Genomic DNA, 16,542 nt, shown 5'->3' on the forward strand with positions numbered 1-16,542 from the left:
CGCCCCATGCGGCGCCCCTGTCACACAGGACGCAAAGATCGACCCCCGGGTTGCCCCCGCACAGCGTGCGCGATGATGGAGGGGTTCCGCCTTGCTTTTCCGTCTTTCGGTACCCCTGATTCGCTTGGTCGCCCCCTGACGTTCGCCTCTTGCCTTGTCCGCCACGCTCACCGTCTCCCCCCGGAAGGGTCTCTCATGGCACCGCGCATCCTGCTGGCCCGGCACGGACAGACGGAGTGGTCGCTGGCCGGCAAGCACACCGGCAGGACCGACGTCCCCCTCCTGGAGGAGGGCCGACGCGGCGCCAAGCTGCTCGGCGAACGTCTCCACCGGCCGCCGTTCGACGGCCTGTCCGGGGTCGAGGTGCGCACGAGTCCGCTGGCACGCGCGCGGGAGACGTGCGAGATAGCGGGGTTCGCTGAGCGGGCGTCCGAGTGGGACACGCTGATGGAGTGGGACTACGGGGCGTACGAGGGCATGACCCCGGCGGAGATCCAGGCCGTCCGGCCGGGGTGGCTGATCTGGCGGGACGGGGTCCCCGGGGGCGAGAGCCTGGAGTCGGTGTCCGCGCGCGCGGACGAGGTGGTGGAGTGGGCGCGGTCGATGGACCGAGACGTGCTGGTGTTCGCACACGGCCACATACTCCGCACGATCGGCGCCCGCTGGCTGGGCCTCCCGCTCGACTTCGCCGCCCGCATCAGACTGAACCCGACGTCACTGTCGGTACTGGGCTGGGCGTACGACGCCCCGGCAATAGAAACCTGGAACGACGTGGGCCACCTGACCGGCTGAGGAGGCTGGGGCGAGGGGTGGGTCGCACAGCCCGGCGCTGTACGGGGTGCCGCTGCGCCCACCCGTGCCGCCCCTAGCGGCACGCATGCCCGCAGCTATGCGGGTTCGACGCGCACCGCCCGGATGGCCACCGCCCAACGGCACGGGCGCCCGCAGCTGGGCGGGTTGGGGGCAGGAGCCACCAGGGTGGCCACCGCCCAACGGCATGGATGCCCGCAGCTAGGCGGGTTGACGGGCGTCACGAGCGCCCGCAGCCCGGCAGTGCGGTGCCTGCGAACTCCGCCCCGCTGGGGCGCCCTTAGGGGCGCGGGGAACTGCGCGCTCAACCCCCACCGACCCGCAGCCGAACAGCGAGGGACGGACGGGTCTTTCAGGGGCGCGGGGAACTGCGCGACGAGCCCCCACCGGTCCGCAGCCGAACGGATCGGGATGGGCGGGCTTTGAGGGGCGCGGGGAACTGCGCGACCAGCCCCCACCCACCCGCAGCCGAACAGCGAGGGATGGCGGGGTTTCCAGGGGCGCGGGGAACTGCGCGACCACCCCCACCCACCCCCAGCCGAGTCGCTCAAGCCGTGCGCGGCGCGCTCGCGTGGCGTTCCAGGAACGTCGACACCCCCGCCGCCCGCCGGTGAGGCAGAAGCACCCGAGCCGTCGCCGCCAGCATCGTCTGGATGCGCGACGACTGGACCTCGTCCAGCAGGTCCAGTACCCGCATACCCGCCGCCGCCGCCTCGTCCGGATGGCCACCACGGGCCAGGTCATCCGCCAGCTCGGCCGTGTACAACGCGATGTTCCGCGTGAAGTGGGGGTTCTGAAGGTGCGCCGCCCGCCGTGCGTGCCGAGCCGCCCGCGGCCAGTCGCCCAGCGTCGACCAGCACTGCGCCTCCAAGCCCTCCAGTTCCGCCTCCCCGTAGAAGCTCATCCACTCGGGATCGGCCTCCGAAGGCCCCCGCTCGTACAGCCCCTGCGCCCGCGCCAGCGCCTGCTCGCACCCCGCGCGATCGGCAAGCCCCGCCCACCCGCCCGCCTCCCGCAGCGCGAGCAGCGACATCAGCCGGGGCGAGCCCAGTGGCCGCGCCACACGCTGAGCCGCCTGCGCCGCTCTGACCGCCTCGCGCGGACGCCCCGCATCGCGCGCGAGGAACGCCGTGTTGCAGAAGGCGTGTGCCTCCAGGGCCGCGTCCCCGGCCACCCGGGCCGTCGCCAGCGCCTCCGCGTAGTGCGAGCGCGCGTCGTCGAAGCGGCCCGAGTCGTGGGCCAGCCAGCCGACGGAGATGGCGAGTTCACCGGCGCCCGCGTGCAGCCGGTCGGCGGTGGTCTGCCGTACCGCGCCCGCGTCGAGCAGTTCGTAGGCCGCCCGCAGCGGAGCCGCCGCACGCCGGTAGAGACCGTCGGCGCCGTGCCGGTCGTCGAGCAGCCTGATCCGGCGTACGGCCTCTTCCAGGGCCCCCGCCTCGCCGGCGCCGACACGGCGCACGGGACGGCCCGCGGCCGAAGCCTCGTATGTGAGCCCGAAGGGGCTCAGGGAGGCGGCTGCCACAGTGGCACCGCCCGCCATGAATGCGCGACGCAGCACGTCGCTCTCCTCGTAGTTGTCGTGCGTTTCGTACGGGTACTGCGTGTCGTACGTGTCGTGTGTTTCTTGTGCGTCCTGCGTGTCATACGGCTCGTGCACCCCCGCCGTCTCACCGATGCCGGACGTCGGGATCGCGAGGTGTACAGGGGGCGTGTCCCCCGTTTCGCGCGCCCCACGCCCGCGCACCGAAGCGCGGGGTGCGAACCCCAGGTCGGCGAGTGTCCGTCCGGGGAACATGTGCAGGAACACCCGTTCGTACGCGTAGTTGGGGCAGCGGATCTCGCCCGCCTCGACCCGACCGATGTAACGCGCGTCACAGCTCACCCGCTCCCCGATCTCGCGGGCGGCCCGCCGTACCGCCGCGGCGAACTCGCCCGGAGAGCGCTGCCCGCGCAACTTCCGAAAGGCGAGGTTCGGCCGTGGCGGCCGGGGGGACTGCGACGAGGTCACCGTTGACGACGTCATGGCCGGGCCCTCTCTGCGAACCGTCGAACCGTGCCGGATTCCTGGCGAGTTGGAACAGTTATCCATCGGACGCCCTGTTTCCGGCGGGCAAGAACGTACCCGCTGTGCACGACCCACCACGCGGGGTTTGGCTACAAACCGGATATCTCATCCACGATCTGCCATGAACTGCCATCCTTTGCGGCGGTCTTGTGCCGTAGCCGTTGACGTTCTGGCGCGTTGAACCTGGTGGACCGGGAGCCGCCCGAACTCCCGACCCACTCGCACTAGGAGGGGTTCCGTGGTGGAGGCCGGGATGGAGATCAGCAAGAGCACCGATCCGTGTACGCCGTTCAGAACGCGTACAGCACCCGCGTTGCCCGACTGCGATCTGGTGACGGTCCCGGCCCGGCAGGGGCTGGAAGCGGTCGACATCCTGCGCCGGGGTGCCGGCGACGCGGTCGGCCCCGTACTGCACGACGACGGCTGCGACACCCTCGCCTTCCTCGTGCCGCCGGGCACCGCCGCCGCCTGGGACGTCCCCGGAAGCACCTGCACGGAGACCAATGGGCGTGGCCTGAGCCTCGCGGTCCCCGATCCCGAACCTCCCGTCGAGGGCTCGGACTGGCTGCTCCCGCCCGGCGAGGCGGACCTGGCCACCGACCCGGCGGTGCTCCGCGCGGCCCTCGGCGAGGCGGCCCGGCTCATCGAGGCCGCCGACAACCGTCACTGAGCCGCTGGCCCCGATAATGGGGGAATGGGAAAGTCCAGAAACGCGCGGCGCGGACAGTCGGCCGCCGAGGCCGTCGTCGAGACGGTCGACGGCGGGCTCGCCGAGCTGATCCCCGACCGGGACCGGGCGCGCGCCTGGACACTGCTCCTCGACGGCGCCCCGCAGTCCCATGTCGACCTCGACGACCCGGCGTACCTCTCCTTCGAGTACCAGCGCCGCCTCGGTCATGTGATCGACCTCGTCGCCCCGCCCGGCAAGCCGGTCCAGGTCGTCCACCTCGGCGGCGGCGCCCTCACCCTCGCCCGGTACGTCGCCGCGACCCGCCCCCGGTCCACCCAGCAGGCCGTCGAACGGGACGCGGCCCTCGTCCAACTGGTCCGCCGCGAGCTGCCGTTGGACCCCGGCGCCCGGATCCGGGTGCGCTCCATCGACGCCCGCGAAGGGCTCGCCAAGGTCCCCGACGGCTGGGCCGACCTCGTCATCGCGGACGTGTTCAGCGGCGCCCGCACCCCGGCCCATCTGACGTCGGTCGAGTTCCTGACGGACGTGCGCAGGGTCGTGAACGACACCGGCTGCTATGCCGCGAACCTCGCCGACGGGCCGCCACTCGCCCACCTGCGCGGCCAGATCGCCACCGCGGGGGTCGTCTTCCCGGAGCTGGCCCTGATCGCCGACGCGGCCGTGCTGCGGGGGAAACGGTTCGGCAACGCGGTGCTCGTCGCCTCCGCGCACCCGCTGCCCATCGCCGAACTGACCCGCCGCGCCGCCTCCGACCCGCACCCCGCCCGCCTCGAACACGGGCGCGCCCTCACCGACTTCACCGGCGGCGCCGTCCCGGTCACCGACGCGGCGGCCGTCGCCTCACCGGCGCCACCACCGTCGGTGTTCCGCTGAGCCGGCCGGTCGCCGGTCAGTAGGTGAGGATCTGGACGTGCGGCGGGCCGTCGTGCCAGGTGCAGAACACCGACACCCGGTCCGCGCCCGCGCTGAACTCCACCCGGATCCAGGTCTCCGTCTTGAACACCTGCATCGACCAGCCCGCTCCCGGCGTCGCCGACACGAGCGTCGCGTAGTCCGTCCCGAGGTCGAACACCGCCCGCCCACCGTCGGTGTCGTACGCCTTCACCGTGGACGGGGTCTTGGACGCGGTCGCGCTCGGCGTGGGTGTGGGGGACCGACTGGGTTCCGGAGTCGCAGTCGCAGTCGGAGTCGGGGTCGGTGTCGGGCTCGTCGCCGTGGGCTGCGGCTTCGGCGTCTGCGCCGCCGGCTCCTGCACGATCGACTTCTGCCGCACCGCGTCCGCCGCCGTGATGGGGAGCGCGCGGGGCGGGTCGTACGCCGTCCCCGCCATCACCGTGTGCACACCCCACCACGTCATCGTGGCCGCCGCGCCCGTGGCCAGCGTCCACGCCAGAAGGTGTACGAGTCCTCTGCGCATCGCCGGTCATACTGCCTCACGCGCCCCACCGGTGTCGCCTGTTGCCGACCGGGAGCGGCTGTGGGGGAGTTATCCACAGGGCCGGACCCGGCTCGCCGGATTGGCGTACGGTGCGGCGCATGGCAAGTGTGCTCGTGGTCGAGGACGACCAGTTCGTGCGCTCCGCCCTCATCCGGCATCTGACCGATGCCGCGCACCTCGTGCGCAGTGTCGGCACCGCCCTTGAGGCGCTGCGCGAGGTCGCCCACTTCCGTTTCGACGTGGTGATCCTGGACCTCGGTCTGCCCGATCTCGACGGGTCCGAGGCCCTCAAGATGCTGCGCGGAATCACGGACGTGCCCGTGATCGTCGCCACCGCGCGCGACGAGGAGACGGAGATCGTCCGGCTGCTCAACGCGGGCGCGGACGACTACCTCACCAAACCGTTCTCGGTCGAACACCTGTCGGCCCGCATGGCCGCCGTACTGCGTCGCGCCCGCACAGCGCCCGCGGACACTCCTCCCTCCTCCGTGATCCGCGTCGGCGGCCTGGCCATCGACCCGCTGCGCCGACAGGCCGAACTGGACGGCGTACGACTGGACCTGACCCGCCGTGAGTTCGACCTGCTCGCCTTCCTCGCCGGGCGGCCCGGTGTCGTCGTCGCGCGCAAGGAACTGCTCGCGGAGGTGTGGCAGCAGTCGTACGGCGACGACCAGACGATCGACGTCCATCTGTCGTGGCTGCGGCGGAAGTTGGGCGAGACGGCCGCCAACCCCCGCTATCTGCACACCCTGCGGGGCGTCGGCGTGAAGCTGGCGCCGCCGGGAGCGGAGCCGCCGCTATGAGGCGGATGTCATGAGGTGGGCGCTGGTGAAAGTCTGCGTGGCGGTCACGACGATGGTCGTGGTGGCCTTCGCCGTGCCGCTCGGGCTGGTCATCCGGGAGATGGCCCGCGACCGTGCCTTCTCCAACGCCGAGCGGGAGGCCGCGGCCGTCGCCCCCGCCCTCTCCATCACCACCGACCGCGACCAACTCGAACGGGTCGTCGCCTCCGCGGGGTCGGACGCGGGCATGGCCGTGCACATCCCCGCGAGCGGGGGCACGGGCGCGGTCGACCTCGGACGGCAGCGCGCCACCGACGCCGACATCGAGGCCGTCCGGAGACTCGGCCGTGCCTCCACCACCGAGGTGACCGGCGGGTCCACCCTCCTCCAGCCCGTCGCGATCGGCTCCGGCGCGATAGCCGTCGTCGAGGTGTACGTCCCCGAGGCCGAGGTCAGCAACGGCGTCGGCCTGGCCTGGGCCGTGCTCGCCGGCGTCGGGGCCGTGCTCGTCGTCGGTTCGGTCGCCGTCGCCGACCGGCTCGGCGGGCGCATGGTGCAGCCCGCCCAGCGCCTCGTCGAGGGCGCGCACGAACTGGGGGAGGGGAAGCTGGGCGCCAGAGTGCCCGAGGAAGGGCCGGCCGAACTGCGCCTCGCGGCGGTCGCGTTCAACTCGATGGCCGACCAGGTCGTACAACTGCTCGCAAACGAAAGGGAGTTGGCAGCGGACCTGTCCCACCGCCTCCGCACGCCACTGACCGTGCTGCGGCTGAACGCGGCCTCGCTGGGCGAGGGGCCCGCCGCCGACCAGACCCGGGCCGCGGTCGCCCAGCTGGAGCACGAGGTCGACACGATCATCCGTACCGCCCGGGAGGCCAAACCGCAGACGACGGTCGCCGGACCGGGCGCGGGCTGTGACGCGGCCGAGGTGGTGCGCGAGCGGATGGCCTTCTGGTCGGCGCTCGCGGAGGACGAGGGGAGGAAGGTGAGGGTGGCCGGCGTCGACCGGCCGGTACGCATACCCGTGGCCCGCGCCGACCTGGCCGCCGCCCTCGACGCCCTCCTCGGCAACGTCTTCCGGCACACCCCGGAAGGCACCGCCTTCGCGGTCGACGTCCACAACGGCGACGACGCGGTGATCGTCCTGGTCTCGGACGCGGGCCCCGGCATCACCGACCCCGAGGCCGCCATGGCCAGGGGGCGCGGCTCGGGCAGTGCCGGTTCGACCGGGCTGGGCCTGGACATCGTGCGCCGACTCGCGGAGTCGACGGGCGGAGACGTACGCATCGGCTCGTCGGTACTCGGCGGCACGGAGATACGGATCTGGATCCAACTGGACGGCAGAGCGCCGGTACGGCGGGGACACCGGGACCGGAAAACGGGGACACCTTGGCGCCGCCGGCACTCCGGAACCTGATGTCTCGAGTTCGCTGTCGGGTGCGGGCCGGTGGGGGCTGGTCGCGCAGTTCCCCGCGCCCCTAAAAGCAAAAGCCCCGGCCCTGCGGGCCTGAAAAGCACGGGGCGCAGCCCCTGCTTTTCAGGGGCGCGGGAACTGCGCGACCAGCCCCCACCGGGCCCGCACCCGACAACGAAACCGCCCAACCAGCGGAGCTGACCCGCCGGGGCACGGCACCCCCCTCCAGTGCCGCGCCCCGCCCCCCGGTCGACCCCCGTCAGCCGAGGTCGCTCACTCCGCGTTCGCCGGCGGCAGCGTCCCGCTGCGGGCCGCGCGGCCGTACCAGAGGGCGCTCGACTTCGGTGTACGGGCGAGGGTCGCGTAGTCGACGTACACCGCGCCGAAGCGCTTGCTGTAGCCGTAGGCCCATTCGAAGTTGTCCAGGAGGGACCACAGGTAGTAGCCGCGGACGTCCGCGCCCTCGGCGATCGCGCGGCGGACCGCGCGGAGGTGGCCGTGGAGGTAGGCGATGCGCTCCGGGTCGTGGACGCGGCCGTCGGAGTCGGGCTTGTCGTCGTAGGCGGCGCCGTTCTCGGTGACGTAGAGCGGCAGGCCCGGGGCCAGCTTCGTGTAGCGCATGATCAGGTCGTGCAGGCCGGTCGGGTCGATCGACCAGCCCATCTCCGTACGCTCGCCCGGCGACTGGTGGAAGAGGACCTCGTCCGCGCCCGGCCATGGTGAGTAGTCGCTCGCGCCGTGGCCGTCGGCGCGCGGGCCGGTCGGCTGTTCCTCGGCCGCCGAGACCAGCGTGGGCGTGTAGTAGTTGAGGCCCAGCGCGTCCAGCGGCTGGTTGATCAGCGCGAGGTCGCCGTCCAGGACGTACGACCAGTCCGTGATCGACGAGGTCGCGGCGAACAGGGTCTGCGGGTAGGCGCCGTGCAGCATCGGGCCGTGGAAGACGCCGTTGGCGAGGTCGTCGATCTTCTGGACCGCCGCCAGGTCCTCCGGGGTCGGTGAAAGCGGCCTCACCACCGACGAGTTGAGGCTCACCGCGACCGTGTTGCGGGCCGGCATCGCCGCCCGCAGGGCCGAAGTGCCCAGCCCGTGCGCCAGGTTGAGGTGATGGGCGGCCCGGAGGGAGGCCAGCGGCTCGGTACGGCCGGGGGCGTGCACACCCGAGCCGTAGCCCAGGAACGCGCTGCACCAGGGCTCGTTGAGCGTGATCCACTGCTCGACGCGGTCGCCCAGCGCCTCGCCCATGATCTGGGCGTACTCGGCGAACCGCAGCGCGGTCTCCCGCTCCGGCCAGCCGCCCGCGTCCTCCAGCTCCTGCGGCAGGTCCCAGTGGTAGAGGGTGACCGCCGGCTTGATGCCGTGGGCGAGGAGTTCGTCGACCAGCCGCCGGTAGAAGTCCAGGCCGCGCTGGACCGCGGGCCCTCGTCCGGTCGGCTGCACCCGGGACCAGGAGACGGAGAAGCGGTACGCGGTCAGGCCGAGGTCGGCCATCAGCGCCACGTCGTCGCGATAGCGGTGGTAGTGGTCGACAGCGATGTCACCGTGCTCGCCGCCCGCCGTCCTGCCCGGCGTATGGCTGAACGTGTCCCAGATCGAGGGGGTGCGGCCGTCCTCCCGCACCGCCCCCTCGATCTGGTACGCGGAAGTCGCTGCGCCCCAGAGGAAGGCGGGAGGAAAGGTCACCGGGGTAACGGGCTCAGTCATGGAAGCGCTCCCATAGGAGGTCGTGGAGACCGACGGGTAGGAGGAGAGGGAAGTGGGGGGAGAGTGCGAGGGGGCCGGGGCGGCGGTGACCCGGCCCCTCCCGCGAGTTCCCGTACGAAAGCTGCGAAAGCCACGGAGCTACGAACGCTGCGAAAGTCCTGTGCGGGTCAGCCCTTCACCGCGCCCTGCATGATCCCGCCCACGATCTGCTTGCCGAAGATCGCGAAGACGATCAGCAGCGGCAGCGTGCCGAGCAGTGCGCCCGCCATGATCAGCGACTGGTCGGGGGTGAAACCGCGCCCCAGACCCGCGACCGCCACCTGCACGGTCGGACTGCCGGTCTGGGTCAGGACCAGGAACGGCCACAGGAAGTCGTTCCACGTCTGGACGAACATCAGCATGCCGAGGACGGCCATCGCGGGCCGCGCCGCCGGGAACACCACGTGCCAGACCACGCGCCAGCTGCTCGCGCCGTCCACCCGGGCCGCCTCGATGATCTCGTCCGGGAGCGCCTGGATCAGGTACTGCCGCATGAAGAACACCCCGAAGGCGTTCACCAGCGACGGCAGGATCACGGCCTGGAGCTGGTCGGTCCAGCCGAGCTCGGCGACCATCATGTACAGCGGGATGATCATGAGCTGCGGCGGCACCATCATCGTGCCGATCACGATCAGCATCAGCGCGCCCCGCCCCCTGAAGCGCAGCTTGGCGAAGGCGAACCCGGCGATCGTGGACAGGAACACGATGGTGACCGCCGAAGTTCCGGCCACCAGCGTCGTGTTGATCATCGCCTCGCCCATGTTGGCGTTTTCCCAGGCGAGTTCGAGCTTGTCGAACAGACCGCTGCCGAACCAGAACGGCGGCGGGGTCTGCGCGAGCCGGTTGTTGTCGCGCGAGGCGGCGATCGCCGTCCACACCAGTGGGAACAGCGAGCCGATGGTGAACAGGGCGAGGATGACGTACGCGATCGGTCCGGCGTGCATGTGCCCGCCGGCGCGCTTTGCCTTGGGGCGCCGCTGCCTGGGGGACGTGTCGTCCGGGGCGGGCGGTTTCGTCAGTGTCGTCGTCACGGCCGGTTCTCCTTAACCACTGGCGCGCAGCCGGCGCGAGATGACGTAGTTGATGACTCCGATCACGATGAGGATCAGGAACATCGTCCAGGCGATGGCGGAAGCCCGGCCCAGGTGCAGGTTGACCCAGCCCTGCTCGTACAGATAGAGCCCGAGCGTCTGGAACTCGTGCTCCGGGCCGCCGGACGCCCCCTTGTTCGGGTCGAACAGCAGTGGCTCACCGAAGAGCTGGGTCGCTCCGATGGTCGAGACGACCACGGTGAACAGGATCGTCGGGCGCAGCGAGGGCAGCGTCACATGGATGAACTGCCGCCAGCGCGAGGCACCGTCGAGGGCCGCGGACTCGTACAGGTCCTGCGGGATGGCCTGCATCGCGGCCAGGTAGATCAGTGTGTTGTAGCCGGTCCAGCGCCATATGACGATGGTCGAGACGGCGAACTGCGAGGGCCACTTGTCGTTCTGCCAGTCGATGTTGTCGATACCGACCAGGTTCAGCACCCAGTTGATCATGCCGTAGTCGCGCCCGAAGAGCAGCACGAAGACGAGCGAGGCGGCGGCGATCGACGTCGCGTACGGGGCGAGCATCGCGACCCGGTAGAAGGTCGAAGCCCGCAACTTGTAGTTGAGGATGTGCGCGAGGCCCATCGCCATCAGCAGCTGCGGAACCGTCGAGATGATGCCGATCGTCAGGGTGTTCCGCGCCGCGTTCCAGAAGAACTCGTCGTCGAAGAGGCGGGTGTAGTTCTTCAGCCCCACCCAGTCCATGTCGTTGGGTGCCGTCAGCTCCACCGAGTGCAGCGAGGCCCAGCCCGTGTAGATCAGCGGGAAGAGCCCGAAGGCGAGGAAGAGCAGGAAGAACGGGGAGACGAACGCGTACGGGCTCCAGCGCAGGTCCCGCTGCCAGCGACGCGAGAGCCGGTCCCGGCGGCGCCTGTCCGCCTCGGGAGCCTCGGTGGCGGGCGGACGGGCCGGGGCCGCGCCCCCCTCCTTCGCGGGGGGCGCGGCGATGTCGTGCCGGGCGGACATACCGGTCACTTCTCCAGGTTGTTGTCGATGGTCTTGGTGGCCGAGTCCCAGGCTTCCTTGGCCGACTTGCCCTTGGTCACCAGGATCACGCCGTTGTCGCTCAGACCCTGCATGATGATCTGGTCCTTCGGGCCGATGACCTGGACCGGAATCGCCTTGGCCGCCTCGCCGAAGATCGTGCCGATCGGGGCGTCACCCGTCATCTCGTTCTTCGCGCCGGTGACTTCGGGCAGGGTGTAGGCGGCCGGCGTGCTCGGGAAGTTGCCCTGCACGCTGAAGAGCTTCGCCTGCTGCTCGGGGGCGGTCAGCCAGGTGATCAGCTTCGTCGCCTCGGCCACGTGCTTGCCGGACTTGGGCACGGTGAGGAAGGTGCCGCCCCAGTTGCCGGCCTTGGGCGGGACGGCCACGTCCCACTTGCCCGAGGACTCCGGCTTCGACTTGCCCTTGATGGTGCCGAGCATCCACGGCGGGCAGGAGATCGCGGCGAACTTGCTGTTGGCGATCGTCGTGTCCCAGGCGGGCTGGAACTGCGTCTGCTTGCCGAGCAGTCCTTCCGCGGCGGCCTTGGCGGTCAGGTCGAAGCCGGCCTTGATGGCCGGGTTCGTCTTGTAGATGACCTTGCCGGAGGAGTCGTAGAACTTCTCGCTCTCACTGCCGAGAACGGCGTTCAGCAGTCCGCCGGGCGAGTCCATGAAGGTGGTGCCCGCCGGTGCCTTCTTCTGGTAGTCCCGGCCGACGTCGACGAACTTCTCCCAGCTGCCCGCCCACAGTTTGCCCACCTCGTCGCGGTCGGTGGGCAGACCGGCCTGTTCGAAGAGGTCCTTGCGGTAGCAGATGGCCATCGGGCCGACATCGGTGCCGAGTCCGATCGTCTGGCCGTCGTCGGTGGTGGCCTGCTTCCACTTCCAGTCCAGCCAGGTGCTCTCCTCGACGCCCGGGGCCTTGGACAGGTCCGTCAGCTTCGAGGCCTGGGTGTCCACGATCTCGGCGATGTTGGCCACTTCGACGGCCTGGACGTCCTGGAGGCCGCTGTTGGTGGTGAGGTGGTTGAGGAGCGGCGGGTAGTAGTTCTCGTTCCGCTCGATGACGTTCTCGGCGATCTTGATCTTCGGGTTGAGCTTCTCGTACTCGGCGTAGAGACCGGCCTCTTTGAAGCCCATGGTGCCGAAGAGACCAAGAGTGATGGTGGTCCTGTCGCCGGCGCCACCGCCCGACGACGAACTGTCGTTGTCGTCGCCGCCGTCGTCGGCACAGCCGGCCAGCAGCCCGGCGCCCAGCGATGCTACGGCCGCGAGGACGACCGCCCTGTTGCGGGCGGATCGGGTACGTGCTCGCATTGCGTCCTCCTGTTGCCCTGACGTGCCGACCCCCCGGCCAACTGCATTGTTGGGCCCGTTAGTTCGTCTTGAATCGCGTCGCTGCGGCTCGGGCGGGGAACGTGCGGGATGTGTATGTGTCAGGTACCGTGGGAGCGCTCCCATCGGTGATGTGTTGAAGGTTCGTCGGTCCGGGCGGGGGTGTCAAGGGCGATGACGGGAGGAGCTGTCTTCAGTTATCGGCCTGTTAACTAACTCGGCGGACCGGTGCGGAGGGGACGCGGACCGGTGAAGATCGGCCATCACGGCAGTCGGCGCGGGAACCGGGCCGGGCCGGTACGGAGGGCGGTTCGGCGACTCCTGCCGCCGCTTTGCCGTCTGGGCGGTCGGACCTCCCCGGTGGTGACAGGCACCCCCAGGCAGGACTGTTAGATTCCAGGCCAGGGCGATGACAGCGGAAGGGCGGAGCCAGATGGCAAGCCACGGAGCGCGGGGCCGCAGCGGTGGCCGGCCGACCTTGGAAGAGGTCGCCGCGCGCGCCGGAGTGGGCCGTGGCACGGTCTCCCGGGTGATCAACGGCTCCCCGAGGGTCAGCGACGCGACCCGCGCGGCGGTCGAGGCGGCGGTCGCGGAACTCGGCTACGTCCCGAACACGGCGGCCCGCGCCCTCGCGGCGAACCGTACGGACGCGATCGCGCTGGTGGTCCCCGAGCCGGAAACGCGTTTCTTCGCGGAGCCGTACTTCTCGGACATGCTGCGTGGTGTCGGGGGCGCGATCTCGGACACGGAGATGCAGCTCCTGCTGATCTTCGCGGGCAGCGACAGGGAACGCCAGCGCCTGGCCCAGTACCTGGCCGCCCACCGCGTGGACGGCGTGCTCCTGGTCTCGGTCCACGCGGACGACCCGCTCCCGGACCTGCTGGCCCAGCTGGAGATCCCGGCGGTGATCAGCGGCCCGAGGTCGGCAGCGGAAACCCTGACGTCGGTGGACTCGGACAACTACGGAGGCGGCCGCCAGGCAGCCGAACACCTGTTGTCGCGAGGCCGCCGAAAGATAGCCCACATCACGGGCCGCCTGGACGTGTACGGCGCCCAGCGCCGCGTCGACGGCTACCGCGAGGCACTGGAGGCCGCGGGCCACCAGGTCGACGAGGCCCTGATCGAACCGGGCGACTTCACGGAGGAGGGCGGCCGCCGCGCCATGACCAGCCTCCTGGCCCGCTGCCCCGACCTGGACGCGGTCTTCGCGGGCTCGGACGTGACAGCGGCGGGCGCCCGCCAGGTTCTGCGCGAACAGGGCCGCCGTATACCCGACGACGTGGCCCTGGTCGGCTACGACGACTCGGCCATAGCCCGCCACATGGACCCGCCCCTGACGAGCGTCCGCCAGCCGATCGTGGAAATGGGCCGGGCGATGATCGACCTCCTCCTGGAGGAGGTCGCGGACCGCCGCCCGACGGCGTCGCGGGTGCTGGAGCGACGCAGGGTGGTGCTTCCTACGGAGCTGATGACTCGTACGTCGTCCTGAGAAGTCCTGAGAAGGAAGTACAGGGTACGAAGAAGGGCTGACCCGCTTTCACGGGTCAGCCCTTGATCAATCAGGGTGAGTGACGGGACTTGAACCCGCGGCATCCTGGACCACAACCAGGTGCTCTACCAGCTGAGCTACACCCACCATGACCGGGTGAGGAGTTCCGAGTGGTCTTCCTGACCGGCCGAGAAAAAGTGTACAGGGTCCGAAGGGGTGCTCGCGCCCGGCTTTCCCGGGGCGGTGGCAAGGGCTGTCGTACGGGTTACTGCGCCGCCGGCAGCGCGTGCTTGGCCGCGATCGTGCGGGCCGTGTCCGAGTCCGGGCCGGGCTGCGGTACGAAGATCGCCTCGCGGTAGTAGCGCAACTCGACGATGGACTCGCGGATGTCGGCGAGGGCGCGGTGGTTGCCGTTCTTGGGCGGGCTGTTGAAGTACGCCCGCGGGTACCAGCGCCGGGCCAGCTCCTTCACCGAACTGACGTCCACGATCCGGTAGTGGAGGTACGCCTCCAGGGTGCCCATGTCGCGGAGCAGGAAGCCGCGGTCCGTGCCGACGGAGTTGCCGCACAGTGGGGCCTTGCCCGGCTCCTTGACGTGCTCGCGGATATACGCCAGGACCTGTGCCTCGGCGTCCGCCAGCGTCGTGCCGCCGGCCAGCTCGTCGAGGAGTCCGGACGCGGTGTGCATCTGGCGCACCACCTCCGGCATCGTCTCCAGCGCCGAGTCGGGCGGACGGATGACGATGTCCACCCCCTCGCCGAGTACGTTCAGCTCGGAGTCGGTGACCAGTGCGGCCACCTCGATGAGCGCGTCGTCGGACAACGAGAGACCGGTCATCTCGCAGTCGATCCACACCATGCGATCGTTCATGCGTCTCACCTTACGGGGAGGCAGTGCGGGGTGAACCCCACGGTGCAATGGGTTCGCCCCCGCCGCCCCTACCCGTCCCATCCTCGGGGCGCTGCCCCCGAACCCCCGTATCGCGCTGAACGCGCTCGTCCTCAAACGCCGGACGGGCTGAGTGGTGCCGGCCGGGCTTGATCTTTCAGCCCAGGTCCAGGTATTTCAGCCCGTCCGGCGTTTGAGGACGAGGCCGTTCAGGCCGAAAGGGGGGTCTGGGGGCGCAGCCCCCAGGGATGGGAACGGGTAGGGGCGGCGGGGGCGAGAAGGGCCGGGGTAGATACCCCGGCCCATCCCACGTTCACACGTCACGCACCGCTACGTACCGCTCCGCTGCCCCGGCAGACTCGCCCGGCTCCCGACATACGGGTCCCGCGCATGCTCCGCCGACAGGCCGACCGCGCTGGCCGCAGCCGCCGTACGACGTGCCTGGATCGGGACCGGGCTCTCCGAGTGCGGGGCGCGGTCGTGGCCGTGACCCGGGCCGTGCCCGTGTCCCTGGCCGGCCGTGGTCGGCGTACCCATGCCACCGCCGGGGCCGCCCACCGCACCGTCCGGATCCTGCACCCGCTCACCCTGCGGCCTGCGCGCCCGGTACGCCGCGCGGTACGCGGCCGGGGACGAGCCCAGCTGGCGGCGGAAGTGGCCGCGCAGAGCCACCGGCGAACGGAAGCCGCAGCGGCCCGCGACCTCGTCCACCGAGTAGTCCGACGTCTCCAGCAGGCGCTGCGCCTGGAGCACGCGCTGCGTGATCAGCCACTGCAACGGCGCGCTGCCCGTGAGCGAGCGGAACCGGCGGTCGAACGTACGACGGCTCATGTACGCCCGCGCCGCCAGCGTCTCCACGTCGAACTGTTCGTGGAGGTGCTCCAGCGCCCAGGCGACGACCTCGGCGAGCGGGTCGGCGCCGATCTCCTCTGGTAAAGACCGATCGAGGTAGCGCTCCTGGCCGCCCGATCGGCGCGGGGGGACCACCAGTCGGCGGGCCAGCGCACCGGCCGCCTCGTTGCCGTGGTCCGTCCGCACGATGTGCAGGCACAGGTCGATGCCCGCCGCCGTGCCGGCGCTCGTCAGTACGTCGCCGTCGTCCACGAAGAGTTCCCGTGGATCGACGTGCACGGACGGGTAGCGCTTCGCCAGCGTCGGCGCGTACATCCAGTGTGTCGTCGCCGGGCGGCCGTCCAGCAGGCCCGCCGCCGCGAGGACGAACGCGCCTGTGCACAGGCCTACGATCCGCGCGCCCTCTTCGTGCGCCCGGCGCAGTGCGTCGAGCGCCTCCTCCGGTGGCGGCGCGGTGATCGAACGCCAGGCGGGCACGACGACCGTGCCTGCCCGTGCGATCGCCTCCAGGCCGTTCGGCGCGGTGAGTTCAAGCCCGCCGGTCGTCCGCAGCGGGCCCTCTTCTCCGGCACACACCAGCAGTCGGTAGCGCGGCACTCCGGCATCCTGGCGGTCGATCCCGAACACCGAAAGTGGTATGGAACTCTCGAAGATGGGGCCGCCGCTGAACAGCAGCACCGCGACGATCTCCTTGCGGCGTCGCCCGGAAAGTTTCCGGGCCGCGGCTTCCGGCGCGGCAGTGGAGTCGTGGCTCATACTGCTAAGCCCCCCTCGGTGGTCGCGGCTCCTCGGTTGTGTCGCTCCTGCACGTTTCCCCTCGGTCCTGCACGAGTCCCCCGCCGTAGACAGTCAAGATCGAATCTACTGTGTCGCATGATGCCGAGGTGACCAGTTCGGTACCCGGCAGATTGTCGACTTGGCAACTTGGCGTAAAGCATTCGATCACGAAGCGTTGCACTCGTG

At 70.7% G+C, this 16,542-nt stretch carries 14 protein-coding genes and 1 tRNA gene; 6 read left to right on the forward strand and 9 right to left on the reverse strand.

Annotation, left to right across the window (positions count from 1 at the left end; genetic code table 11):
* Positions 1-195: 195 nt before the first annotated feature.
* On the forward strand, positions 196-792 hold the full coding sequence (locus OG787_RS30965; RefSeq protein ID WP_369037332.1) for a histidine phosphatase family protein: 597 nt from the start codon (positions 196-198) through the stop codon (positions 790-792).
* Positions 793-1,357: 565 nt separating this feature from the next.
* Here OG787_RS30965 and OG787_RS30970 read toward each other — a convergent pair.
* Positions 1,358-2,833, reverse strand: coding sequence for a hypothetical protein (locus OG787_RS30970; RefSeq protein WP_405537271.1), 1,476 nt, complete (start codon positions 2,831-2,833; stop codon positions 1,358-1,360).
* A gap of 280 nt (positions 2,834-3,113) precedes the next feature.
* Between OG787_RS30970 and OG787_RS30975 the strand changes: the two genes are divergently transcribed.
* Together OG787_RS30975 and OG787_RS30980 are read left to right on the forward strand one after the other, a co-directional pair.
* The gene (locus OG787_RS30975) at positions 3,114-3,545 is read left to right on the forward strand and encodes a hypothetical protein (protein WP_369037334.1); all 432 of its coding nucleotides are present in this window, start codon (positions 3,114-3,116) and stop codon (positions 3,543-3,545) included.
* A gap of 24 nt (positions 3,546-3,569) precedes the next feature.
* The gene (locus tag OG787_RS30980) at positions 3,570-4,439 is read left to right on the forward strand and encodes a spermidine synthase (protein ID WP_369037335.1); all 870 of its coding nucleotides are present in this window, start codon (positions 3,570-3,572) and stop codon (positions 4,437-4,439) included.
* A 16-nt stretch (positions 4,440-4,455) separates the two neighbouring features.
* On the opposite strand, the gene OG787_RS30985 is transcribed toward OG787_RS30980, so the two are convergent.
* Positions 4,456-4,983, reverse strand: a complete 528-nt coding sequence (locus tag OG787_RS30985; protein ID WP_405537272.1) for a hypothetical protein — start codon at positions 4,981-4,983, stop codon at positions 4,456-4,458.
* Between the two features lie 119 nt (positions 4,984-5,102).
* Here OG787_RS30985 and OG787_RS30990 point away from each other — a divergent pair, with 119 nt between their 5' ends.
* The gene (locus tag OG787_RS30990) at positions 5,103-5,807 is read left to right on the forward strand and encodes a response regulator transcription factor (protein ID WP_369037337.1); all 705 of its coding nucleotides are present in this window, start codon (positions 5,103-5,105) and stop codon (positions 5,805-5,807) included.
* Between the two features lie 10 nt (positions 5,808-5,817).
* Positions 5,818-7,200 carry a sensor histidine kinase gene (locus tag OG787_RS30995; RefSeq protein WP_369037338.1) on the forward strand — a complete coding sequence of 461 codons (1,383 nt, stop codon included), beginning with the start codon at positions 5,818-5,820 and terminating at the stop codon, positions 7,198-7,200.
* Between the two features lie 270 nt (positions 7,201-7,470).
* On the opposite strand, the gene OG787_RS31000 is transcribed toward OG787_RS30995, so the two are convergent.
* The 4 genes from OG787_RS31000 to OG787_RS31015 all read right to left on the reverse strand — a co-directional run bounded on the left by OG787_RS31000 (position 7,471) and on the right by OG787_RS31015 (position 12,331).
* Positions 7,471-8,898 (reverse strand): GH1 family beta-glucosidase, encoded by a 1,428-nt coding sequence (locus OG787_RS31000; RefSeq protein WP_405537274.1) that lies wholly within the window; start codon positions 8,896-8,898, stop codon positions 7,471-7,473.
* Positions 8,899-9,065: 167 nt separating this feature from the next.
* Positions 9,066-9,968 carry a carbohydrate ABC transporter permease gene (locus OG787_RS31005; protein WP_369037340.1) on the reverse strand — a complete coding sequence of 301 codons (903 nt, stop codon included), beginning with the start codon at positions 9,966-9,968 and terminating at the stop codon, positions 9,066-9,068.
* A 12-nt stretch (positions 9,969-9,980) separates the two neighbouring features.
* A complete protein-coding gene (locus OG787_RS31010; RefSeq protein WP_369037343.1) occupies positions 9,981-10,994 on the reverse strand; it encodes a carbohydrate ABC transporter permease in 1,014 nt (337 codons plus the stop codon).
* A 5-nt stretch (positions 10,995-10,999) separates the two neighbouring features.
* A complete protein-coding gene (locus OG787_RS31015; RefSeq protein ID WP_369037341.1) occupies positions 11,000-12,331 on the reverse strand; it encodes an ABC transporter substrate-binding protein in 1,332 nt (443 codons plus the stop codon).
* 451 nt (positions 12,332-12,782) lie between these two features.
* Here OG787_RS31015 and OG787_RS31020 point away from each other — a divergent pair, with 451 nt between their 5' ends.
* The gene (locus tag OG787_RS31020; RefSeq protein ID WP_405537277.1) at positions 12,783-13,838 is read left to right on the forward strand and encodes a LacI family DNA-binding transcriptional regulator; all 1,056 of its coding nucleotides are present in this window, start codon (positions 12,783-12,785) and stop codon (positions 13,836-13,838) included.
* Positions 13,839-13,912: 74 nt separating this feature from the next.
* On the opposite strand, the gene OG787_RS31025 is transcribed toward OG787_RS31020, so the two are convergent.
* The 3 genes from OG787_RS31025 to OG787_RS31035 form a co-directional block, all read right to left on the reverse strand.
* Positions 13,913-13,985: transfer RNA gene (locus OG787_RS31025), tRNA-His, on the reverse strand.
* A 118-nt stretch (positions 13,986-14,103) separates the two neighbouring features.
* Positions 14,104-14,709: an oligoribonuclease gene (gene orn / locus OG787_RS31030; protein WP_369037342.1), complete on the reverse strand. Its 606-nt coding sequence runs from the start codon at positions 14,707-14,709 to the stop codon at positions 14,104-14,106.
* A gap of 348 nt (positions 14,710-15,057) precedes the next feature.
* Positions 15,058-16,335 (reverse strand): helix-turn-helix domain-containing protein, encoded by a 1,278-nt coding sequence (locus OG787_RS31035; RefSeq protein ID WP_405537278.1) that lies wholly within the window; start codon positions 16,333-16,335, stop codon positions 15,058-15,060.
* Positions 16,336-16,542: the final 207 nt, after the last annotated feature.

Source organism: Streptomyces sp. NBC_00075, assembly GCF_045041225.1.
GTDB classification, from domain to species: Bacteria; Actinomycetota; Actinomycetes; order Streptomycetales; family Streptomycetaceae; genus Streptomyces; species Streptomyces adonidis.